Below are 22679 nucleotides of genomic sequence, written 5' to 3' on the forward strand. Positions count from 1 at the left end.
GAGCGCTTCGCTCAGGGGATCGTGTTTATGGACGAGGAGTCGTAGGCGTCCTGCCGGACCGACCCGAGAATGTGAAGCCGATCATCGAGCGTGTCGACCTTGTCGAGGACGTAGATGCCTTGAATCGTGCTCGCAGTCCTGGTGATTTGGAGCGGAACTTCGTTCGGGGTCCGCCTCGGGAACTCGGGCAGCCCCGTCGCCAAGATCGCTCTGAACAGGTCGCTTTCTCGGTTGGAATTGCCGTGGGAACTCAAGTAATCGTAGCCGAACTTGAGTGTCTGCTTCGCCAAGTCGCTCTCGTACTTTAATGTTACGTCGAAACGGTCATTGAGGCTCAAGATTTTCGTGTCGGACCCAATGCGCCCGAACAGCAGGGGGCCCGAGAGGGATGTGATCCTTCCGATAGGAAAAATGTTCGGCACATGGACGGAAGACCTTCTGTCGGACCATTCGAAGCTGTTGTTCAGCGTGACATCCATGCCGAAGATGCGCCCGATATCGTAGGACTGCTTCGTGGACAGGGTCAGGTTCTCGGTGGTGCCGCCGAAGTAGTCGTTGCCGATCGGCACGCCGCGCTGCGGCTCGACGATCGGCGCTATGGCTCTCGAAGCGAGGGCCGGGATGAACGCGAAGGTCCCCGGCGTGATCCGCGCCTGGGAGTAGCGCAGGTCGCCTTGGAGCATCAGGTCCTGGCCCTGCCACCGGACGCTCGGGGCGACCAGGATCTCGTGGGGATCCTTGTACCCGGCGTAGTTCTGATCGGCGTGGTTGCCGGACGTGACGAAGCGGTACGTCGTGCCCTCCAGCCCTTCGACGCGCCCGCCGAGGTCGGCGGCGATGGTCTTGTAGTTGTAGGAGCCGCAGCGGACGGTGAGGTTGCGGATCGTTTCGCTGGTCGGCTGCTTCAGCGTCACGTTGACGAGGCCACCGAGGTCGCTCACGCCGTTGAGGATCGAGGTCGGTCCCTTCAGCACCTCGACCCGCTCGACGGCATCGATCGGCACCTGGTCGATGGTGTCGTTGGGCATCCCGTTGACGTTATAGCTGGCCTGGGTGAAGCCGCGGATGGTGAAGTTCGGGCGGCCGATGCCGGAAGCTGCCGGAGTTAGATTCACGCCGGCGACATTGTGCACCGCGTCAGCCGTCGAGGTGACGACCTGGGATTCGAGCACCTTCTGCGTCACGGTGGAGATCGAGATCGGGATCTCGCGGGCCGGCGCGTCGCCGATGCGGATGGTTTCGCCCGCATCCCCCGGCTGGAAGCCCTGGTCGCCGTGCGAGCCGCCGGGGATGCCGCCGGCATCGGTGACGTCGATCGCGGCGAGGTCGGCACCCGCCGGCACCCCGGCCACGGGACCCGACGCCGCGCGGATGGTGAGGCTGCCGCCGGCGCCGGGCGCGACCTGCAGGCCGGTGCCCGCCAGCGCCTGGCCCAGCGCCGCCTCGACCGACTCCCGCCCGCCGATCGGCCCGGCCATGCGGCCCCGGGCGAGAGCGGCCGGGAAGACGATCGGCCTGCCGGCGGTGCGCGCGATGCGGGTGACGACCTCCGCGAGATCGCCGCGCGGCACGTCGAAGGCATAGACCGTCTGCGCCTGCGCCGGCCGGCAGCCGCCGGCCAGGGCGAGCGCCAGGGCCCCCGCCGAGACCGCGCCGCGCACGCGCCGTCCCACCGTGCCGAAAGTGTTCGCCGCCATCGTTGGCCCCCGCCTTTTCAACCCTCTTGCCGAGCCTGACGGACGAGCCCGCGAAACCGTCAGCGCCGCGAAATATTTTTGGGTCGAGGCGGAACCTTTTTGCGCGGCGCCGGGCGGATGGTCGCGCGGATGGCCGCTGACGCTTTGCCGATCTCGTCCGACAGGGCTTGCGGGCGCCTGCTCCCTGCGCCCCGAGATCACGACGAGAAGGACACACCCATGTCGATCGCTGAGTTGCTCGTCGGCGACGCCGCGCCGAAACTCGAGCTGGCCGAGTTCCTAGAGGGCGAGCCGGTCGACGGCTTCGCGCCGGGGACGACCACCGTCGTCGAGTTCTGGGCGCCTTGGTGCGGCCCCTGCGTAAGCGGCATCCCCCACCTCTCGGCGCTCCAGGCGAGATACCCGCAGGTGGTCGTCCTCGGGGTCGCCGTGCAGCCCTGGGGGGATGTCCAGGGCTTCGTGCGCGGCCAGGGCGACGCCATGGCCTACCGGGTGGCGCTGGACGCGCCACCCGCGGAGGGCAGGAGGACCGGCCCGACCCATCGGGCCTGGTGCGATGCGTCGTTCCAGACGGGCATCCCGGCGTCCTTCATCGTCGACGGCGGCGGGAGGGTTGCTTGGATCGGCCATCCGATGGAGCTCGACGAGCCTCTCGCGGCGATCGTCGAAGGCCGCTGGGACCTCGCTGCCGAGGCCGAGGCCGAGGCGTACCGGGACAGGATCGTGCGCACCAAGGTGCGCGAGACGGCCCGGATGTTCGAAGAAGCGTCTCGGTGCGGTAAGGCCGAGGACCGGGCCGGCGTGGTGCGCGCCTTCGACGAGACCTTCGCCGCCCATCCGGAACTCGAGCGGAAGTATTCCACCTTCAAGCTCCGCGCGCTGTTCTCGCTCGATCAAGCCGAGGCGGTCACCTACGCGCGGCACCTGATCGCGGCGGCTCCCGGCGGCGACGAAACCCCTTTTTCGGTCGGATCCGTCCTGTGCGGCCTCGTGCAGGGCGACCTCGATGCCAAGAAGCCGGTCGATCCGGCGGTCGCTGCCTTCGCGGTCGAGGCCATGCTGCAGGCGGAGCACGCCGTCCTGACCCAGTGCGATGGCGCGGCGGAGCGGGTCTGGGTTCTGACGACCCTCGCGCAGGCGCTCCTGACCGCGGGGCAGGCCGACGCGGCGCAAGCCCGCGCCCGCGCGGCCCGCGACCTCGCCGAGACGGCGGGCCTGGAGGCGGCGCGGCTGGCGAGGATCGACGCGCTGCTGGAGCGCTGCGCCGCCGCCGCCCCGATGCCCGAGATGGTCTGTGCGGACGGCGTCTGCCGGATCGGCCCGGCCTGACCGCGGCGTCCGGCCGGCGTCCGGCCCGCCCGATCCGCGAGACCCGCGCCAGGGGGAGCCCAGATCGATGTCGAAGGTGGAAGTGTTGCTGAGCGATCCCGCTCCGGGGTTGAGCCTCCCGCCTTCGTCGCGGGCGTGCCGCCCGGCCGGGTCTCGATCGTCGCGTTCCGGTCCATTGCCGAGCCTGTCGGACGAGCCCACGAGGCCGTCGGCGCTCCGCGCGATATTTCGAGGCCGGGACGGGACCTCGATGCGCGGCGTCGGGCGAACGAACGTGCGGATGGCCACTGACGCTTTGCCGATCTCGTCCGTCATCTCTGGCAGGTGGACAGAGGCCGCCGAACGCGGGAGCGCCCGGCTTCCGGCCGCCGAGACCGAAGGGAAGATCCATGTCGAACACCGAGTTGCTCGTCGGCGACGTTGCGCCGAAGCTCCAGTTGGGCCCATTCCTCAAGGGCGAGCCGGTCGAGGCCGCCGTGCCCGGGACGGTCGCGGTCGTCGAGTTCTGGTCGCCGACCTGCGGCCCGTGCGTGGCGAGCATTCCGCACCTCACCGCGCTCCAGGCGGCCCACCCGGAGGTCGTCGTCCTCGGCGTCGCCCTAGGTCCGTCGGAGCGCGTCAAGGACATCGTGCACGGGCAGGGCGAGGCCATGGCCTACCGGGTGGCACTGGACGCGCCGCGCGCGGACGGAGAGGCGGGCGGCTCGAGCTACCAGGCCTGGTGCGAGGCGTCGTTTCGGAAAGGCATCCCGGCATCCTTCATCGTCGACCGCGGCGGGAGGATCGCTTGGATCGGCCATCCGATGGAGCTCGACGAGCCCCTCGCGGCCGTCCTCGAGGGGCGCTGGGACCTGGCCGCCAAGGCCGAGGCGTACCGGGACATGATCGTGCGCACCAAGACGCGCGAAGCGGCGCGGCTGCAGGCCGAGATCATGCGGCACGCGCGGGCCGGGGACCGGGCCGCCATGCTGCGGACCTATGACGAACACTTCGCGGCCGATCCCGACTTCGAGCGGGTTGAGGGCAACGCCAAGCTCAGATTGATGTTCTGGGAAGGACGGCCCGACATTCTCGACTACGCGCGGCACCTGATCGCGGCGTCTCCCGGCGACGACACAGCCCACTTTCAGGTCGGATCCATGCTGTGCCGCTCCGTTCAGGGCGACCTCGAGGCTAAGAAGCCGGTCGATCCGTCGATCGCCGCCTTCGCGGTCGAGGCCATGCTGCAGGCGGAGCACGCCGTCCTGGCCCGGAGCGACGGCGCGGGTGAGCGGGTCGAGGCTCTGGCGACCCTCGCGCAGGCGCTCCTGACCGCGGGGCAGGCCGACGCGGCGCAGGCCCGCGCCCGCGCGGCCCGCGACCTCGCCGAGACGGCGGGCCTGGCACCAGAATGGTTGGCCGGTACCGACGCGCTGCTGGAGCGCTGCGCCGCCGCGGCCTCCGCGGCCGCCGCCGCGCCGATGCCCGAGATGGCCTGCGCGGACGGCGTCTGCCGGATCGGCCCGGCCTGACCGCGGCGGCCCGCCGTCCCGGCGCCCGGTCCGGGCCGGCGTCCGGCCGGCGGACAGGCCGCCCGATCCGCGAGACCCGCGCCAGGGGGAGCCCAGAGCGATGTCGAGGATGGAAGTGTTGCTGGGCGATCCCGCTCCGGGGTTGAGCCTTTCGGCCTTCGTCAGGGGCGAGCCCGTCGCGGGCGTGCCGGCCGGCCAGGTCTCGATCGTCGCGTTCTGGTCCCCGGCCTGCCCGGTGTCCCGGGCCAGCCTTCCCTACCTGACCGCGCTCCAGGCCGCCCATGCCCAGGTCGCCGTCCTGGCCGTCGCCCTCGGCCGGCCGGATGCCGTGCGCTGCCTCGTGCGTGCGCAGGGGAGCGCCGTCCGCTACGCGGTGGCGATCGACGCGCCGCCCGCGCCGGGAGACGTCTACGGGCCGACGTACCAGGCGTGGTTCCAGGCCTCCTACCAGTCGGGCGTGCCGAAGGCCTTCATCGTGGATCGCGACGGGCGCATCGCCTGGATCGGGCCGCCCCTGCGGCTCGCCAAGCCGCTCGCGGCCGTCGCCGCCGGGTCCTGGGACCTCGCGGCCGTGGCCGAGGCGCACCGCGACGGGCTCGCGCGGGAGAAGGTCCGCGAAACCCGGCGGATGCACGCCGCGCTGACCGCATGCGGGAGGGCGGACGATCTCGCGGGCGTCCTGCGCGTCTACGACGAGACCTTCGCCCTGCACCCCGACCTCGAGCCCCGGTGGGGGTCGGGCAGGCTCGGGCTGCTTCTCGCGATGGGCCGCACCGATGCGCTGGCCTACGCGCGCTGGCTGACCGCGTTCGACGCCGGAGACGGCGAGGTGCTGCTGCGCGTCGGCGCGGCGCTCGTCGGCGCGCTGGACTTCGCCGCGATCCGGGGCGCCCCGGCCGATGCGGCGCGCATCGCCCTGGCGCTCGACGTCCTCGACCGGGCCGAGCACGCCGCCGGGCCCGATCGCGCCGCGCGCATCGCGATGCGGATCCACGAGGCCCTCGCGACGGTCCTCCTCACCGCGGGCCGCTCGCGCGAGGCGCTGGCCCGCGCCTGTGCCGCCCGCGCGGGGGGCGAGACGGCCGGCATGCCGGCCGTCGTGCTCGGGCAGCTCGACGCCCTGGTCGAGCGCTGCCTGGACCGCCCGCGCTCGCCCCGCCCCTGCGGCTCGCCCGCGCCGGCCTCCCGACGCCGCGGCACGGGCGATCCCGAAGATCGCCCCCCGCTCACGGAAGACTCGTGAGGCAGGACTGCCCGCGCCCGCCTCGGCGGCGCACCGGCAGATATGATCGGGCGGGTATCGGCCTATTCCGTTTCAACGGGTCACGATGGCCACGACCGGCCGGATCGCGGCAACGCTGCGCCTGATCGGCATGCGGCGAGGTGGACCTGGGCGGCGGGCCCGATGCGTGTTCGGGGCATCCCCCTTGCCGGTCAGGACCAGGATTCGATCTGTCCGGAGCGGCACGGAGGCCGGGCGCGGCCCAAAACCCTCGGTCGAGCCTGCATCGCGGTGACGGGCGTCTCGCTCGGTCCGCGGAGCCGACGTCAGCTGTCGCGAGGCCGCAGCGTGACCCAGTATCCGGCGATGCGGTTGATCGACAGCCCGAGCGATTCGGCGAGGGCGTCGAGGGTATCGCTCGGATTGACCAGCGAGAACACGCCCGTGGCATGCAGCGACGTCACCGCGGGATCGAGCCGGATCACGCCCGGGAAATAGGGCCGGATGCCGTCGACGATCGAGCCGAGCGGCCGGTCCTTGGCGACGAGCAGCCCGTCGAGCCACGCGGTCGCGCTCTCGATGTCGAAGGCGCGCCGTCGGACGCGTCCGCCGGCAAACTCGATCTGCTCCCCCCGGCTCAGGCCGTCCCCGGCGCCGCCCCTCCCGACGCGGGCGGCGCCTTCGAGGCCCGACAGCGTCAGGACGCCCTCGCGCCTCTCGACGAGGAACGTGCCCGCCTCCGTGTTCAGGGTGACGTCCTCGACCTGGGCATGGAACGGGACGGAGCGCGCGGCGATGCGCATCAGCACCTTGCCGTCGAGGAGTCGCATGGCGCGCAGCCCCGGCTCGTACTGGAGGTCGACCGCGGTCCGAGGCGACAGCACGAGCTCGCTTCCGTCCACGAGGGTCAGGCGCTTCTGCTGCGCCGTCAGCGTGACCTGATCCGCCAGGATGTGGTTCAACGGCAGGAAGCGATCCGTCTGCGCGAGCCCGGCCGTGCCGATGCCGAAGACGCCGGCGAGGCTCGCGAGCACGGTCCGGCGTGACTGCCGCCGCTGCATGAGCCGCTTCGTCACGCTGCCGCGCACCAGACCCTGGCGAGCGGCCACGCCGCAAGGCAACAGACTTTCCTGAAGGCGGATCCAGACGCTCTCGTTGCGTTGATCCGCCTGCAGCCACGCCTCGAACTCGCGATACGCCTTCTCGGACATCTCGCCGGAATTGATCTCCACCATCCAAGCGATGGCGGCCTCGGCCCGCGGGTCGTCGAGCATCGTCGCCGCCGTCATGAGAACCGCGTCTCCCGCGCCGCGGCCGTCCCGATTCCTGCGTCGGCACACAGGGCGGCCCGGAGGCCCTGCGCCACGTACTTCCTGACCATGCTGACGGAGACTTTCAGCTCCGCGGCGATCTCGGCATAGGGCAGCCCGTCGATCTGGCTCATCAGGAACGCGGTGCGGGCCTTCATCGACAGCCGTGCCAGCATGGCGTCGATCGCTTTCAGGGCCTGCACGACGATGAGGCGCTCCTCCGCGGAAATCTCCAAGGCTTCCGGCATTAGGGCCAGCTCCGCCTCGTAGGCGCGCTGGAGGTCGTTGCGGCGTCGCGCATCGAAGATGAGGCGACGCGCGATGGTGGTCATCATCGCGCGCGGCTCGCGCACGGAACCCGCTCCCGGCATCTGCAGCAGTGCCAGGAACACGTCGGAAGCGAGGTCCTCGGGCGGCACGACGGTCCAGCGCTGCCGGCCGAGCCACTTCATCAACCAACCGTTGTGCTGTCTGAACAGGCCGTCCATAACGGAGTTGTTTTGGCGTACAGAGGCCACACCCATAGATTCAACTCCAAGTCGACGCTGCCGAAGCACTCAGGCGACCGCAAAACTCATCGAACCGATTGTTCTACCCATATACCCGCGGTTGTACGCGTGGAAAATCTTTCGCCCATGTTTCTGTGTAGCAGATCCCATGCCAGACTCGAGTCTTCCGGCCTGCCGAGGTGATCTCGTGATCCGATTTCGGCCGATCATAGCGTGATGTGTTGTGATTGGGCCGCAATCTGAACGACCGAGTCGCGAGATGGCCTCGGCGTTCGGATGGACACTGACCGAGCGGGGGACCAGCACTCGTTCGCAAGGATCGAGTCCTCGGCGTCGCCCAAGCCGTACCGCGACGTCGGCCAGGATTGCAGGACGATGATGGATAGCCGCGACAGCGTCTACCGCTCTCCTGCGCTGTCCGCGGCATCGAGACGGCCAAGTGCGACTTCCGCACCTCGAGAAACCGAGACCGTCGATCCACTCGATAGGTCAGGCTCCGCCTCGAAAACCGGCAGCTTGCCCCGACGCCGCGCGACAGCAATTCGCCGTCCAATGCGTCGGTGCCGAAGACATCGAACGATCGATGGAAGTCTCTGGTTCTCTCGGCAGGTCGATGTTCCGCCGGCCTTGCGCGACGGCGGTGGCTGTGAGGCCGAAGGCGGACTCCATTTCGATCACGGCCTTTGCGACTATCGATCCGCGTGAGCTGGCGGTGATTCGGCCTGATCCGAGCCGATCTCAAGCTCGGCCGGGTCCGAGGTTCCCCCATCGGGGCGATCATCAATGCTGGAAGGCCGACCCGAAGATGATCCGGGCCCGGGTGAAGGCGCTCGGCGATTTGGACCGCCGATCGGGCTGACGCCCCGTCTTGGAGCACAAGATCTTCCGGGGCAGTCGCGCATTCGTGAGCTTGCCGGCGAGGCTCCGGCAGATCCCGTTTTCCCGAAGTGATCCAGACGTCCTCCCGCCCGGCTCGGTCCGAAGGCCGCCGGCGAGGTCGATGGAACGGCGGTGGCAACGGCGTCGTGGGACTCAAGATACTTCAGGTTATGCGATCATCGTCGCGCCGCCCAAGCTAAGATTTGCTACCTAGGTTCTTGTCCTATCGCGGTCCGTTGCTGAATTGACGGCGTGTCAAGAGCAGACGCCCCATGAATGATCTCGATCGGATGGGCCGGAATAAGCTCCGCGGCGGCCGAATGCTGAGAAGGTGCGATGTTCCGAGCGGTGATGCGGAGGTTCCGGTCCGGTGCCGCTCTCAGCGACGAGCGCGGCGCCGCTGCCGTCGAGTTCGCGATGACGGTCGTCCCGTTTCTCGGGTTCGTCTTCGCGATCCTTCACGTCGCCCTGTATCATTTCGCGCTGCAATCCCTCGACGCCGCGACGCGCACCGCCTCGCGCCAGGTCATGACCGGAGCGGTGCAGTCCCAGGGGCTGACCGCCGACCAGTTTCGCACCACCCTGCTCTGTCCGGCACTAAGGATTCCGCTCAGCTGCGCCAATATCGTCGTGAGCATCACCAAGGTCTCGAGCGCCCCTGCGGCACCGAACATCGCCCCCTTCATCCGATCCAGCATTCCGGCGCTGGTTCCGGTCAATCTCGACAGCAGCAAGAGCACCTACTGTCTCGGAGTGTCCGGAGATTATCTTTTCATCGATGTATCTTATAGCTTCATCAACATAGGGGCATTCATTCAATCCGTCTTCGGCGATGTCGTGAAGAATTCGGTCGTCCTGCGATCGACGAACTTCATCTACAACGAACCCTTCCAATCCGCGACCGGAAGCTCGCAGTCGTGCTAGGGAAAGCCCGGTTCGGATCGCATCTCGGCCAGCTTTGGCGCAGCGCGGGCCGCCACGACATTGCCGACCCGTCCCGGCCGGCGTCCCACGACGAGCGTGCCTTGCGATGACCCTGGCCGAACGCGTGTCATCGTCGGTGCGGTGCTGGTCCCGACGCGGCGTGTGGGCCTGCCGGAGGGGTGTCTCAGCGGTCGAGTTCGCCCTGATCGCCCCCCTTCTGATGGTGCTCTTCATGGGGGCCGTCGACATCAGCCGCGCCGTCACCGCCGCGAACAGGGCCGGCTACGTTGCCGACTCGATCGGCGAGCTCGTCTCGCAGGCGACCACGACCCTGACCGAGGCGCAGATCTCGGGGATCATCCAGAGCGCACCGCTGATCGATGCGGACATCCTGGCCTATGGCCGGCAGATCGGAAGCACCAACCTGCCCGCGCTGGTCAACCTGACGATCTCCAGCGTCAGGTTCTCGAAGACCGACGCGACCTGCGTGGCGAACTGCATCTACTTGGCATCGACCGTGTTCAGCCGTGCGCTGGCCGGCAGCGTGAGGCCGTGCGGCCTGCTTCTGACCGCGCCGGACAGCGCCGCCACCACGCCGGCGACGTTGCCCGCCTCGACCTTCGGCCCCGTCTCGCTCGTCGTCGTCGATGTCGCGGTCTTCTTCCAGCCGATCTTCCTGAAGGGCCTTCCGTTTCCCGGGACGTTCCGACGATCGTCCTATTTCCGGCCGCGGCAGGTCACGCAGGTCAATGCGGCGACCAACTGCCCCGGTTCCTGAGAGAGAAAAGTCCTTTCGCATGTCGCCTCGATCCGCCCTCTGGAGATCATGCCGTGGCGTTGGACGCGCCGTCGCGGCCTATCGCTCGGATCGGCGCGGCAACATCGCGCTTCTCTTCGGGCTGCTCCTCCTGCCGCTGATCGGCACCACGGGGCTCGCCATCGATTACGGGCAGCTGCTCACCGCCCGGACCACCTGCCAGACCGCCGCCGACGCCGCCGCCCTCTATGCCAGCGGCGTCGCCAAGGCCCTGATCCAGCAATCGGACGGCAGCGCCGCTTCGGTCGCGTCCGCCAAGACCGAGGCGCAGACCCGTGCGACGGGCCTGTTCAACGCGCACGTGGCGCGGATGACCAACGTCATCGCGACGGGCGGAACCGTGACCGTCGCCAAGGTCGGCCAGCGCATCGACGCGCTGGCGACGTTCAACGTCGCGACCAGGACGTCGTTCGGCGGCATCTTCGGCGTCCGGAGCATGAATGCCTCCGGCTCCGCGAAATCCTCGGCCTCGATGCCGCTCTATACCGATCTCTACATGGCTCTGGACGTGTCGCAGTCGATGGGTCTGGCCTCGACCACAGCGGGAGCCAAGAGCCTCTTCACCCTGATCAAGACGATGGAGAGGAACGCCGGCAACTCGGGCGCCACGGGCTGCGTCTTCGGCTGTCACGTCGTGCAGACCGGCAGCAGGCTGGCGAGCAGCTATCAGTCCATCGCCGGCAGCGCCGTTCCACCGATCACCCTGCGCATCGACGTCCTGCGCAATGCCGTGAACAAGACGATCTCCACGGCCCAGAGCGACGCCCTCGCCGCCGGCACCAGCAACTACCGGATCGCGCTCTACACGACGGGCCTCTCATCCGCGAACGGAACGACCTACAGCCTCAATCAGCTGGCGGCGCTCAGCTCGAACTGGAACAGCCTGTCGGCCGCGGCGGCGAACATCGACCTGGGCCCGAACAACGGTGGCGGAACCGGCGACAGCTACCTCAAGGAGCCGCTGACCGATCTGCTGACGAAGATCCCGACGAGCGGCGACGGAACCAGCCAGGCGACGTCCCGCGCCTACGTCATCATCATCACCGACGGCCTGCGTGACGTGAAGGGTTCCTCCTGCACCTCCGGGCATTGCACCGCGGCGTTCGATCCGGCCGTCTGCCAGAGCTACAAGAACAAGAACATCACCGTCGGGGTGATCTACACCACCTACCTGCCGATCCTGGCCGATCCGACCACGGGAAGCTCGGCGCTGGATGGCAACTATCAAAGCCTGGTCCAGCCCTACGTCTCGCAGATCGCGCCGAACCTGCAGGCCTGCTCCTCGCCGGGCTGGTATGCCGAAGCCTCCGACGGGCCGTCCATCGATGCGGCGCTGGCGAAGATGTTCGGGCAGACGACCATGCAGCCGCAAATCACCAACTGATGCCGACACGCGGCGCGGACGGGCGTGAAGCCTGCCGCCGCGACCCACGATGCTGCTTTGCGCGCGACCGCCGCGGGAACGCACCATCCGCTCATGCCGATCGGTGTCGATCATGACCAAGGGCGCCCGGCGTACAGACCGATCGACGCGATCTTTCAAGGCTGGTCGAAGAGCTTGTTTCGGGCCTCGCATCAGCGATCGAGCGGGTCGCGGACCGTCCGCTCGCTGAGAGCGCACCCGAATCGATCGCGTCATGCGGCCGGTCGATGCGTGAGAGCGTAACGGAGAGCGAGATCCCGTTGCGAAGGCGTTGCTTCAGGCGATCGTCGATTGCGTCGAGAACGCTATCCGCATCATTGGCGATACGGCCAGCCCGGAACCGGTCATCGCCGGCGCTCGCTCACCCGCCGGGCAGATGTTCGCGGTTCTGTACGCAAATGGCGCACCCGACACGATTCGAACGTGTGACCTTTGCCTTCGGAGGAATACGGCCATAGGTTTTCGCGTGATTGCGCGAGTATTCCCGTGATTGCTAAGCCGCTCATATAACTTGCGAAATTGCTCATATCGGCTTTTCCCTCGGTTCCTGCGAATAGCGGTGGTTTGCTTCCGCTCGCTTCCGCAGTGCTTCCGCGAACGAGGGAAACGGGCATGCCGAAGATCACGAAGCGGCTGGTCGAGGCGACCGAACCGAATGGCCGAGACTACTTCATCTGGTGCGACGAGCTACCAGGATTCGGGGTGCGTGTTTTTGCGTCCGGCCGGTGCAGCTACCTCGTTCAGTACAGGCATTCTGGGCGCACCCGCAGGGTCACCATCGGCTTCCATGGACCGGTGACGGCGGAGGACGCACGCAAGTCGGCCAAGGCGCTGTTGGGCAGCGTGGCCAGAGGCGAGGATCCTGCTCAGGAGAAGGCGACGAGCCGGGCCGCCATGACCGTCGCCGAGCTGTGTGACGGGTATCTGGACGCCGCCAATAAAGGCTTGATTATGGGCAAGCGTAAGCGGCCCAAGAAGGCCAAGACGCTGTACGTCGATCGCGGCCGGATCTTGCGCCACATCAAGCCGCTCTTAGGCACTCGCAGGGTGCGAGATCTGACCACCGTCGACATCCAGCGCTTCCTGAGAGACGTCCAGACCGGCAAGACGGCGGTCATCGTCAAGACAGGACTGCGCGGCAAAGCGGTGGTGAAAGGCGGCCCTGGTACCGCCGCGCGAACGGTCGGTCTATTGGGCGGCATCCTGAGCTACGCGAGGACCGAGGGCATCATCTCGGTCAATCCGGTGTTCGGTGTTAAAAAGCCGGCCGACAACACCCGCGACCGCCGGCTTCGGCCAGAGGAATTCCATATGCTTGGGAAAGCATTGTCTGCACGCGAAGCGGATGGCGAAACCTGGCAAGCCACCGCACTCATCAGGCTGCTCACGCTCACTGGATGCCGCCTCACCGAGATCCTGGACCTGCTGTGGTCAGAGGTCGATTTGGACTACTGCGAACTTCGTCTCGCAGACTCGAAAGAGGGTGCATCCCTTCGCCCGCTCGGCGCTAGAGCCAGGGCTGTCTTCGAGGCTCTGCCGCGCGGCACCCCCACGAGCTACGTGCTGCCAGGCATTCGTGGCGCACGCCGGTATGGCGGCCACTCGCGCGCGATCGAGCGAGCGGAGGAGGCCTCCGGGGTCGTCGGCCTCGGTGCGCACCTATTGCGGCATTCCTTCGGTAGCTCTGCCGCCGACCTGGGCTACAGTGAGTCGACGATCGGAGCGATGCTCGGTCACGCCGGCCACACCGTCACCAGCCTATACATCCATCACCTCGACGAGGTGCTGATCGATGCCGCCGATCGCACCGCCGAGGCCGTGTGGCAGGCCATGGAGACAGGCGCCGGCCCCGTGATGAGACGTCGGCCGGTAGTGAGCGCCAATCAAAAATCGTAAATCTGATATCCTTACCTATAGGTTTGATCGAATGGCTGTGTGATCTATTTTAAGCTGATATTGATTGTTAACGTTAAAGCCACGAGGAAAATTTATATATTATCATCTATCTCTAATTTTGTAAATTATTTTTCGTCTTAGTTTCAGTTTGGACTTATCTCTCATCTCTTTAGCCAGTTTTGATTTTGCATTTCTTAGGTCGCCGATGGCTTTTGAGAAACGGATGGCGATTGCAAAACCAAATATGTAAGGAAAAACGTAAGCTAGCGCTTGGTTGAATAAGTTATCTTTCTCCTCCTCTAAAGCAGACCTAAGCTCGTCAGCAGCCTTTGTGTATTTGTCAAAATATAAATCAAGTGTTTCGTCCTTCCAATAAGAAGCAATTTCGTTCGGGGCGTTGCTGTAACTCCAGTTTGAAGCGGTATCGTATCTATCTTTTGTCGTAGATATGAGTCGTTCCTTATTTGTGTACCATTTGCAAGCAATATCACGTGACTCGTAGCGCTTTATACCTTCCGGCGAAGTCTCAACCGACACTTCCCATTTCATGCACGCATACTCGCGAGCCTTAAGAGACGACTCTTCGACTATAGACCAGTAAAATTGCTCAGCGGATTTGTATAACGGTATATTGTTGTCCAATACTACATGTTTTGATTTCTCTGTATATCCAACTAAAGCAAGCGAACCAAGTATTATCCACACGAATTCCATTTTTTTCAAATCTACGTCAGAGGTTTTCTCAAAATATATAGTAACGCTGAAAATCACGGTCAACAATAGACATGAAATATAAGGGGCCATTGTCTTTACATCAATAAAATTGAACGGAACGGAAATACCATAGCCATATGTTTTGATTATATCATATGTATGCTACATATTTGAGTTAGACATCTTCTTCAATCGCACCCCCGGCCCCTCGCCATTCTCCCCAATGAAGATGACGCCGGCGGCTTCGAGGATGATCTCGGCGGCCTTATTTTGACAAGCCACGTTCACAATCAGCCGCGGTTCTGTCCCGCCACTGCGAACGCCGGGTAGGCGATCACGCGTGAAATGTGTCCACGGCGGCCCTTGCTTATAATGCGCCAGCCTTCTCCCCGGCGAATTTTAGGTAGCTTTGAAATGCCATGCCACGATATTAGGTCTTTCCAGTGGACCTGCGCCATAATGTATTCGATTTCGACATAGTTAGATCTTGATAGAGTAATCTTTCTTTCAGGGACAATTGGCGCAGCATAAATCTGAATTTTAAAATGGCCCTCAGTCACTAATTCACTATAAATTCTATGTCGAGAAGTAAGTCTTTTAGAAAAACCTTCTGAAGCGCTTCCAATGTATTTTATCACTCTTCGGGTGTTGTTTTTATATTCGGCTCTATAAATACCTTTTCGTTTTCCTAGATCTTCAGGTAGCTTGAGATTGCCGGATCCCTTTGGCCATTCAAATGGGCCATGCCAATCAAGATCTACAATGTTGAATGGATAGTCCCAAATTTCAAAGACCTTCATAAACCGAACCATAAAGCATCAGTTCGCTCCCTCAAGATCCTCGCGCTGGTGCACGTAGCCCTGGCCGGTGAGCCAGTCCGTCAGAGCGTGCCGGATCGCCTCCGGACGTGAGGGCTTCGGCTCCGGCTGGTCTGCAATCCATGCGTCGAGGGGCGTGACGAGCGCTGGTGGCGCCCGAACCGTGATGGGGATCGCATCTACGCGGGGGCGCCCAACTTTCGGTTTCGCAATTTCTGACATTGACAACCCCAACTGAATTGATAGTGTCAGAAACTGTCGGGCCGGACAAGAGGTGGTGCTCTTGCCGGCCCTGACCACCAACCGCATCTGGAGGATGCTGTTCATGGCTAACCATGCCCATAGCACACGCACGCCCTTATTACCCCAGGCTGGCGCTCCGTCGGCCTTATTACCCCGCGGGGCTGGGACGCAGCTTGGTCCCGTCACACTAGCTCTCCGCGCCATGCAGGCTGCCAATCCCGACCAGGCCGCGCACGACGCCATTGAGGCGATCCACAGAGGCTTGGACCGCCACTTCTGCTATGCCGACCACGAGCGCCTGAAGGCGCTTCGCCAGCGCGTTGCGGATCGCATCCAAGCGGACCTTGCCCTGCTGGACGCCCTGGATGGCGACCCGGACTTAGACGCCGACCATGTGACATGTGAGCGGGCGGCTGACGGTAGCCTCTACCTGCTCGGCCGGTCCACGGACGACGAGGATGGCGACAACGGCTGCGGCGACCTCGATGGCTCGCTTGAGCAGCATGGCCACGGCGCCTTCAACGATGTGGTGTTCGCATGAGCGCCCCATCAGACCGCCGCGGGTTCCTCCGCGGCCTCGTCTCGCTCCCGCTCATCGGCGGCGGCGTGACGCTCATCGGCAACCCGACCGCGGTCGCCGCTCCAATCACCGCGAGCTTACTCGCCAACTATGAGACGTGGCTGAACCAGGAGGCTTACAAGGTCGCTTGTGAGCTTAGACACCCCCCGCTCGGAGCCTTGACCACGCTCTACACTCCGGCGTGGCAGTGGCATCAGGAGCGGGAGTCGCAGCCGCCGTCGCAACGTGCAGCGCTGATCCTCTCGGCAGTAGGATGCGGATGGGAGGCTAGCCTATGAAGGCTCTGCCATCCTACCTCGCTGTCGTCCCTCCCGTGGGGAAGCGGTTCAAGCGCCCCAAGCGGCAGGCGCCGAAGCCTGTTCCGACTGCGGTGGCTATCAGCGAAGCTCAGATGATGCTGCGGCAAGCCGAATACGCCGACACGGTGTTGCGAACGCTCGTCGCAGAGGCGATGCGCGGCGACCCGGTGGTGACGATGGCGCTTGCTCGACACGCGAGTGTGGAGATTGGCGCTTTGATCGCACAGGCTCGGCACGCAGCGCAAAGGGTCGTGCAATGCGCATGATCCTCGCCGCTCTCGTCATCGCGAACATCCAGTGAGCTCGCGCCGACCTCGCCCGCTCCGAAAGGCTCGCCGACGAGGCTGACGCTGCTCTCGCACTGGCAGGGGAGCGTCGGCGGCTCGCCGAGGACTTAGCTCGCCGCGCGGGCCTCGGCAGCATGCTTCGAACGGCGCCGAGTGAGTAGTAACGTCCGCGCCCAGCGTGAAGTAGGAAGGGGCCCATCTCAAAAATGGGCGCGGACGGTCTGACCGAAGCCTGACAGGCGACACTTACCGTTCAGTCATTTCGATGAAATTACTGCTCGGGCACATCGCGGAGCGCTTCGGTCAATCCTCTCAAGACCGAATTCCGCATGCGCATCGAAGGCGCATTGGCCCTGGCCCTCGATGGCGACGACAAGGGTCGCCGCCCTGGACGACATCGACGGAAATCCAGGCCTCGAAGACGGCGGCGATGCCGAGCCGAGCCTTGGCCTACCTGAGGGTCGCGACTGCCAAATGTTGTTGCTTCGTGCCACCGACCGAGCCTTGGAGGAATGCTGAGGGTACTATCTGGGGAGGCGCTCAGACACGCTGGCCAATCGGTATCCCACCAGCGCATTCCGTGTAGCGCAGGCGCTTTACAGGTGCGTCATGTACCTATATAAGCATCTGCAGGATGAGGGATAGGTCGTGACCGCAGAACTGATCGAAGGCTGGAAATTCTCCCGCGGCGAGGCGGCCAAGATCCTGGGCATGGAGGACAACAGCCTTTCGGCTTGGCTCAAGCGGTACTCGCCGTTCCCGGAGCAGCGTCAGGGAAAGGGCCGACATCTGACGTTCGGCCTAACTGAAGTGCTCAAGCTGGCTGTGATGCAGCAACTCGTTCGGATGGGGCTGTCGCCGAGTGCTGCGGCGTTTGCCCTTCGTCAGCCGATCGATCCCTATCGCGAGTTGCTGACCCGCGGCCGGGACCTGCTCGGGCATCGCGTCTCAGCTTTTCCCGGAACGGTTACGTTCTCGATGAACAGCTCGGGGCAGTGGGGCCTCATGCCGGACCCGCGGCACCAGACCAGCCTCAACGTGCACCTCTGGCCAATCTTCGACGACCTCTGGCCGCGCCTTCGCGAAGCCATCAGCCAGAGCCCTGGTCAGGTGGCCGCCGAGGACATTGGCCTCGCATTGTCAAAGTATCAGCAGCACATGCTCGCAGTTCGGGGGAGGCTCTGGGGCAATGATGCCTCAGAAATAAAGAATGAAGATTAGAACACATCTTCGCGTGGCTCTGAGTAAGCTCTGAGCCCACTGACAGGAGCATGAAAATGGCAGATGTTCAGGAACCCCTTGCGAGGGGACTGGCGGAGCTTTGTCCGCCACCCAAGGTGAGCAAGCCACGGCTTCGCCGTTGGGAGGCCAGCCGGTACCTGCTCAACGAGCACGGGATCGAGATGGCGATCGCGACGCTTGCGAAGCTCGCCTGCCTGGGCGGAGGACCTCCATTCCAGAAGGCTGGCCGGGTCCCGCTCTATCCCGTCGATCTTCTCGATGAATGGGCACTGGCTCGCTTGGGCCGGGTGATCCGGTCGACCTCGGAGGACGGGCATGCCTGAGACCCGCACCGGGCGCGCTGCTCGGCTTTTATCGAAACCAATCTGGTCGGCGCTCAAAGCCGGTTCCGCTGCCGTGGCGGTCATCGATCGGGAAGGCATGGTGCTCGGCATCGTCGCCAACAGCACCGCCGCTCGAACCTTCCTCCGGGAGGGCGCGCGATGAATGGCACCCAGGTTGGCAACCCCCTTCCGACCCCTGATCTCGTGCCTGTCTACGAAGCGGCCGGTGACGCTGCCCGGATCGCAGAGGCTTATGCTCGCGCCGCGACGGAGTTCGCTGCCATCGGCGACGCCCGCGGCTTGGCCTATTCGATCCGTTGCGCGGCCAGTGCCCTCATGACCGCGGCTGGTCTCGCTGATGAATTGCGGCCCTCCCGCACGATTAGGGAGCGCGCCGCATGACTATGCAACTCTCCCGTCAGCAGCGCCGCGCCATGCAGCGGCATGCCGTCGAAGCCGAGCAGGCGACCGACGCGGATCGGAAGTTCTTCGAGCGGTTCCCACATCGGCAATATCGGATGCGCCGGATGGGCCGTGCTGAGATCAGCCAGCTCGAGGCCATCTGCGGCGGGTCGATCGTCAACGAACCGGGCGACGCCCCGTTCGTCCTGATTAAGAACATTGCGCCCGGCGTCCGCCTGCGGGCTTTCGTTCCGGGGCCGGCAGACGAGGACGGAAGCGACGCCCCCGAGCAGGGCATTGCGATCTTATGGGCGCAGCATGCCGCCCGGCATCCTGCTGTCGCCGAGAAAGAAGGAATGCTCCGGTGGGCGGCAGCCCTACCTGGCGGTCCACTTCACGACGGAGGCGGCCGATGATCGATCGGGTCAGCGCCGCCCTGTATCTCGTCGGAAAGGGAGCCAGGGTCTTCCCACTTCATGGAATGCGCGAAGGACCGGACGGCCGCCTAGTCTGCACCTGTGGGAAGCTAGCCTGTGAGGACGCCGGCAAGCACCCGATGGCGAAGCTAGCGCCGAAGGGACTGACCAACGCAACGAACCACGAGCATGTGGTCCGGCACTGGTTCAGCACCGCGCCTTTCGCGAACATTGGGCTGGCGACTGGTCCGTCCGTAGTCCTAGACGTGGACCCACGCCATGGTGGCGATACCAGCCTGGAAGCGCTGGAGGCCGAGCATGGCCCTCTTCCCGAGACCACCCGGGCACTCACCGGTGGCGGTGGCCAGCACATCTTTTTCCGACCGCCCCCAGGGGTCGAGATCCGGAACAGCGCTGGTGACCAGGGAGGCTTAGCGCCTGGCCTCGATATCCGTGGGGCTGGGGGCTACGTCGTCGCCGCTCCGAGCCTTCACGCATCCGGACGGCACTACGCCTGGTCGGTGGACCACCACCCCGATGATGTCGTTCCGGCCCCGATGCCGGGATGGATGGCCACAGCGCTCACGCGGCCCCGCGAGCGCGGAGGCGGACGCGATCCGTCGGAGTGGCGCCAGCTCGTCTCCGAGGGCGTGTCCGACGGTGGTCGCAACACCGCCGTGTCCAGGCTCAGCGGTCACCTGCTCCGGCGCTACGTTGATCCGACCGTGGCGCACGAACTGGTGCAGGCCTGGAACCTTGCCCGATGCCGACCTCCGCTCAGGCCTGAGGAGGTGACGAAGACAGTCGGCTCGATTGCCCGTCGCGAACTCAAGCGTAGGGAGGCGCGTAGTGGCAGCAGGCCTTGACGATATCTTGAACTTGTCGGAGTTCGGCCAGCGCCCCCGTGCCAGGCAAACCGGCAACGGCGATCTGCTGACGGAAGATTGGGCCGCTCGAACTTTTGCTGAGCGGCATGCCGGTGAACTCCTGTTCTGCCACGACACCGGCAAATGGCACGAGTGGACTGGCGCTGCCTGGATCCCGAACCGGCAGGGCAAGGCCTTCCAATGGGCGCGCGAGCTGGCCCGGGAACTGTGCCGGGACGAGGATCCCAAGACCCGGTTCATCGCCTCAAAGACGAGCTTCGCCGCCGGCGTCGAACGCTTCTGCCGCTCCGATCCAGCTTTTGCAGTGACGATCGAGGGCTGGGACCGAGACCCGTGGCTCCTGGGCACGCCCGGCGGCACGGTCGACCTGCGCAGCGGCAAGCTACGGAAAGCGGATCGGAACGATCGCATCACGAAACTCACCGCGGTGACGCCGACCGAGGCCTCGGATTGCCCGGTCTGGTTCCAATTCCTGCAGGACGTGACCCAAGGCGATGTTGGGTACATCCGGTTCATCCAGCAGTGGGCCGGGTACTGCCTGACCGGTGACACCAGCGAGCAGGCGCTGTGCTTCGCTTTCGGCGGTGGTGGGAACGGCAAGGGCGTGCTCATCCACGTCCTGGCCGGGATCCTCGCGGACTACGCGCTGAACGCCGCCATGGAGACCTTCACGGCGGCCAAGCACGACCGCCACCCGACGGAGATCGCCGCGCTGCGCGGTGCCCGGCTCGTCACCGCTTCGGAGACCGAGCAGGGGCGCCAGTGGGCCGAGAGTCGGATCAAGCAGCTTACTGGTGGCGACGTCATGCGTGCCCGTTACATGCGGCAGGACGAGTTCGAGTTCACACCTGTCCTAAAGCTGCTCATCATCGGCAACAACAAGCCCGGGCTGTCAAATGTCGATGATGCCGCCCGGCGCCGGTTCAACCTGCTCCCGTTTCTATTCAAGCCTGCCGTCCCAGATCCCCGGTTGGAGAAAAAGCTTTGCGACGAGTGGCCGGCGATCCTGCGTTGGATGATCGAGGGATGCCTGGACTGGCAGGCCTATCGCCTTGTGCGCCCTGAGATCGTGAAGGATGCCACCGACGAGTATTTCACCGCGCAGGACACTTTCAGCCAGTGGCTCGACGATCGGTGTGTCGTTGACAAGACCAACCCCTACCGCAAGGCGACGACCTCGGAACTGTTCGCTTCATGGACCGAGTACGCGCGGTCGAACAATGAGCCGACCGGCACGCAAACCAGCTTCGGCGAGCGCTTGGACAAGCTCGGCTTCAAGAAGAACAAGCATGTCCCGACGGGCCTCGGCGGAAGGGCGCGCGGGTTCGAGGGGGTCGAGGTCAGGCCACGGCCAAGCCATGAGGGGGATTGAGTTGGGGCGGGTTGGGGCGGGTTCTCCGTACTGCACGCACACGCGCACGGGCGCGAATGGCAAGGTAACCGGATGGTCCGCCCCAACCCGCCCCAGCTAGTCTTGGCAGGTGGCCGGACAAGGCCGCTGCGGGAACGTAGAATTTCACTGATCCATCACAAGTAAGGCCAAACAACAACGCGAATTGTTGCATCTCTATAAGCTGAGACTGATAATCCGTGACACTAGGCGGCAGCAGATGTCGCACTTGTTATGGAGATTGACCGTGCAGAACACTGCCCGCACGCTGAACTTCCCTGAGATGGTCCGCTTCCGGGCCGAGCGCGGCCTCTCTGGTGCTGTTGCAGCGGCAGCGCAGCAGTCCCGTACATCGCCTGGCGAGTACCTGCGCCGAGCCCTTCGCGCGCAGCTCAATGCCGACGGCGTGAAGCTCCCGCCCTTCCGCAGCACCGACGACGGCCCCGGTCCGGCGCCGTCTGCCCCCGCGATGCGGCAGGCCGCCTGATGAGCGCCGGCATGACCCTTCCCCGGGTGAACGTGCGCGAGACGCGGACCATTCACCCTGTCGTCACCATCAGATCGCAGCCCCGCGATCCAGTCGTTCGGGACGCCGCTCAGCTTGCGCCGCGTACGTCGGCTGACATCGCAGCCGATCGCGATGCTGCCGTTGCTGAGCGCACTGCGCTGGAGGCCAGCCGCTCCGATCTGATGCTGAACGGCACCGCCAACGCCGTGGCCGACCTCGACCAGCGCATCGCCGTGGCCAAGATCCGGATTGATGCGGCCGAGATGCAGCACGCGGCGGCGGTCATCGCCGAGGCCAAAGCCCGCACCGACCACGAGGCCGAGCAGGCCCGTCGCAAGGCGCTGCGCAAGGCCGGCATGAAGGCCAGCGCCGAGGCAGTGAAACTCGCCGATCGGTATGTCGTCCTGGCGAGGGAACTGGCCGGCGTGCTCGGTCAGCTTCGTGAGCAGGAAGGCCGGATCGCCGAGGCCAACGCAGCCCGGCCGGACGGCGCCGAGCCGGTGCCGCCGGGTGAGCCGTTCAACGGCACCGAGACTATCCCGATCCGCTACGAGACCACGCATGACCTCGTCTGGGTCGATAACCGGACCGGTCAGCCCGCCGGTATCCTGGCCGGCAACGATCTCCGGCATCGGGTCGCCAAGACGATCGAGCGCCGGGTCGCCGTGCCCAGCATACCCGGCGAGCCGCATGTCCCGCTCTCGCATCGTGTGACGCTGCCCGGTCTCGGTCGGGATGCCCCGCCGATCTGGCGCAGCCTTCCTCAGCCCCTCAGATCCGACACGGGATACCGCGCATGACCATCACCCGAGAGAACACCGAGGCCAATCAGCGTCACAGTGGGCAGCGAGCGACTCTCAGTCGCCACCACCACGGTCTCCCCCGCTGCAGCTTCCGCGATCGCTCCTCGACCCGCCAGACCAGGAGTGATGCCCACGGTCGCCGAAGCAACTGGGCTCGGTGGAATAGCCCCCGCCCGTGCCAGCCGACCCTGGCAGCGGCCAGGGATTGGTCCATCTCATCCAGTGAGGCCGCAGGCTCCACAGCGCGACG

General features: G+C 65.3%; 24 protein-coding genes. 18 read left to right on the top strand and 6 right to left on the bottom strand.

Annotated elements, in window-relative coordinates; all coding sequences use genetic code 11:
- Positions 1–11: 11 nt before the first annotated feature.
- The gene (locus MKK64_RS11805; protein ID WP_243934997.1) at positions 12–1697 is read right to left on the bottom strand and encodes a TonB-dependent siderophore receptor; all 1686 of its coding nucleotides are present in this window, start codon (positions 1695–1697) and stop codon (positions 12–14) included.
- 219 nt (positions 1698–1916) lie between these two features.
- Here MKK64_RS11805 and MKK64_RS11810 point away from each other — a divergent pair, with 219 nt between their 5' ends.
- The 3 genes from MKK64_RS11810 to MKK64_RS11820 all read left to right on the top strand — a co-directional run bounded on the left by MKK64_RS11810 (position 1917) and on the right by MKK64_RS11820 (position 5780).
- Positions 1917–3026, top strand: coding sequence for a TlpA family protein disulfide reductase (locus tag MKK64_RS11810; RefSeq protein WP_243934999.1), 1110 nt, complete (start codon positions 1917–1919; stop codon positions 3024–3026).
- Between the two features lie 389 nt (positions 3027–3415).
- Positions 3416–4537: a TlpA family protein disulfide reductase gene (locus tag MKK64_RS11815; protein WP_243935001.1), complete on the top strand. Its 1122-nt coding sequence runs from the start codon at positions 3416–3418 to the stop codon at positions 4535–4537.
- A 109-nt stretch (positions 4538–4646) separates the two neighbouring features.
- The gene (locus MKK64_RS11820; RefSeq protein WP_243935003.1) at positions 4647–5780 is read left to right on the top strand and encodes a TlpA family protein disulfide reductase; all 1134 of its coding nucleotides are present in this window, start codon (positions 4647–4649) and stop codon (positions 5778–5780) included.
- A gap of 305 nt (positions 5781–6085) precedes the next feature.
- On the opposite strand, the gene MKK64_RS11825 is transcribed toward MKK64_RS11820, so the two are convergent.
- Together MKK64_RS11825 and MKK64_RS11830 are read right to left on the bottom strand one after the other, a co-directional pair.
- Positions 6086–7048, bottom strand: a complete 963-nt coding sequence (locus MKK64_RS11825; RefSeq protein WP_243935010.1) for a DUF4880 domain-containing protein — start codon at positions 7046–7048, stop codon at positions 6086–6088.
- On the bottom strand, positions 7045–7557 hold the full coding sequence (locus MKK64_RS11830; RefSeq protein ID WP_243935012.1) for a sigma-70 family RNA polymerase sigma factor: 513 nt from the start codon (positions 7555–7557) through the stop codon (positions 7045–7047). Before MKK64_RS11830 ends, MKK64_RS11825 begins: the two co-directional genes overlap by 4 nt.
- 1236 nt (positions 7558–8793) lie before the next feature.
- Here MKK64_RS11830 and MKK64_RS11835 point away from each other — a divergent pair.
- The 4 genes from MKK64_RS11835 to MKK64_RS11850 all read left to right on the top strand — a co-directional run bounded on the left by MKK64_RS11835 (position 8794) and on the right by MKK64_RS11850 (position 13517).
- Entirely contained in the window at positions 8794–9381 is a 588-nt protein-coding gene (locus MKK64_RS11835; RefSeq protein WP_243935014.1) for a TadE/TadG family type IV pilus assembly protein, read from the top strand.
- A gap of 106 nt (positions 9382–9487) precedes the next feature.
- Positions 9488–10159 (top strand): TadE/TadG family type IV pilus assembly protein, encoded by a 672-nt coding sequence (locus MKK64_RS11840; RefSeq protein ID WP_243935016.1) that lies wholly within the window; start codon positions 9488–9490, stop codon positions 10157–10159.
- A 19-nt stretch (positions 10160–10178) separates the two neighbouring features.
- Positions 10179–11582, top strand: coding sequence for a pilus assembly protein TadG-related protein (locus MKK64_RS11845; RefSeq protein ID WP_243935017.1), 1404 nt, complete (start codon positions 10179–10181; stop codon positions 11580–11582).
- A 651-nt stretch (positions 11583–12233) separates the two neighbouring features.
- Entirely contained in the window at positions 12234–13517 is a 1284-nt protein-coding gene (locus MKK64_RS11850) for a tyrosine-type recombinase/integrase (RefSeq protein ID WP_243935019.1), read from the top strand.
- Positions 13518–13619: 102 nt separating this feature from the next.
- Here the strand turns inward: MKK64_RS11850 and MKK64_RS11855 are convergent, their stop codons facing one another.
- The 3 genes from MKK64_RS11855 to MKK64_RS11865 form a co-directional block, all read right to left on the bottom strand.
- Entirely contained in the window at positions 13620–14231 is a 612-nt protein-coding gene (locus tag MKK64_RS11855) for a hypothetical protein (RefSeq protein ID WP_243935021.1), read from the bottom strand.
- Between the two features lie 290 nt (positions 14232–14521).
- Positions 14522–15031 carry a hypothetical protein gene (locus tag MKK64_RS11860; protein ID WP_243935023.1) on the bottom strand — a complete coding sequence of 170 codons (510 nt, stop codon included), beginning with the start codon at positions 15029–15031 and terminating at the stop codon, positions 14522–14524.
- 18 nt (positions 15032–15049) lie between these two features.
- Complete coding sequence (locus tag MKK64_RS11865; RefSeq protein ID WP_243935025.1) at positions 15050–15376, bottom strand: hypothetical protein; 327 nt, start codon at positions 15374–15376, stop codon at positions 15050–15052.
- Between the two features lie 118 nt (positions 15377–15494).
- On the opposite strand from MKK64_RS11865, the gene MKK64_RS11870 reads away from it, so the two are divergent.
- From MKK64_RS11870 to MKK64_RS11920, 11 genes are all read left to right on the top strand, one after another.
- Complete coding sequence (locus MKK64_RS11870; RefSeq protein ID WP_243935033.1) at positions 15495–15833, top strand: hypothetical protein; 339 nt, start codon at positions 15495–15497, stop codon at positions 15831–15833.
- 313 nt (positions 15834–16146) lie between these two features.
- Positions 16147–16437, top strand: a complete 291-nt coding sequence (locus MKK64_RS11875; protein ID WP_243935036.1) for a hypothetical protein — start codon at positions 16147–16149, stop codon at positions 16435–16437.
- 669 nt (positions 16438–17106) lie between these two features.
- A complete protein-coding gene (locus MKK64_RS11880; protein WP_243935037.1) occupies positions 17107–17679 on the top strand; it encodes a MerR family transcriptional regulator in 573 nt (190 codons plus the stop codon).
- A gap of 56 nt (positions 17680–17735) precedes the next feature.
- The gene (locus MKK64_RS11885) at positions 17736–18023 is read left to right on the top strand and encodes a hypothetical protein (protein ID WP_243935038.1); all 288 of its coding nucleotides are present in this window, start codon (positions 17736–17738) and stop codon (positions 18021–18023) included.
- Positions 18016–18186, top strand: coding sequence for a hypothetical protein (locus tag MKK64_RS11890; RefSeq protein ID WP_243935040.1), 171 nt, complete (start codon positions 18016–18018; stop codon positions 18184–18186). The genes MKK64_RS11885 and MKK64_RS11890 overlap by 8 nt, the downstream gene beginning before the upstream one ends.
- Positions 18183–18425, top strand: coding sequence for a hypothetical protein (locus tag MKK64_RS11895; RefSeq protein ID WP_243935042.1), 243 nt, complete (start codon positions 18183–18185; stop codon positions 18423–18425). The genes MKK64_RS11890 and MKK64_RS11895 overlap by 4 nt, the downstream gene beginning before the upstream one ends.
- Positions 18422–18841 (top strand): hypothetical protein, encoded by a 420-nt coding sequence (locus MKK64_RS11900; RefSeq protein WP_243935044.1) that lies wholly within the window; start codon positions 18422–18424, stop codon positions 18839–18841. Before MKK64_RS11895 ends, MKK64_RS11900 begins: the two co-directional genes overlap by 4 nt.
- Positions 18838–19707 (top strand): bifunctional DNA primase/polymerase, encoded by an 870-nt coding sequence (locus tag MKK64_RS11905; RefSeq protein WP_243935047.1) that lies wholly within the window; start codon positions 18838–18840, stop codon positions 19705–19707. Before MKK64_RS11900 ends, MKK64_RS11905 begins: the two co-directional genes overlap by 4 nt.
- Positions 19708–19720: 13 nt before the next feature.
- Positions 19721–21100 (top strand): phage/plasmid primase, P4 family, encoded by a 1380-nt coding sequence (locus tag MKK64_RS11910; protein ID WP_243935049.1) that lies wholly within the window; start codon positions 19721–19723, stop codon positions 21098–21100.
- A gap of 265 nt (positions 21101–21365) precedes the next feature.
- A complete protein-coding gene (locus tag MKK64_RS11915; protein ID WP_243935050.1) occupies positions 21366–21605 on the top strand; it encodes a hypothetical protein in 240 nt (79 codons plus the stop codon).
- An 11-nt stretch (positions 21606–21616) separates the two neighbouring features.
- Positions 21617–22426, top strand: coding sequence for a hypothetical protein (locus MKK64_RS11920; RefSeq protein WP_243935051.1), 810 nt, complete (start codon positions 21617–21619; stop codon positions 22424–22426).
- Positions 22427–22679 lie beyond the last annotated feature (253 nt).

It is taken from the genome of Methylobacterium sp. E-025 (assembly GCF_022829705.1).
Taxonomy (GTDB): domain Bacteria; phylum Pseudomonadota; class Alphaproteobacteria; order Rhizobiales; family Beijerinckiaceae; genus Methylobacterium.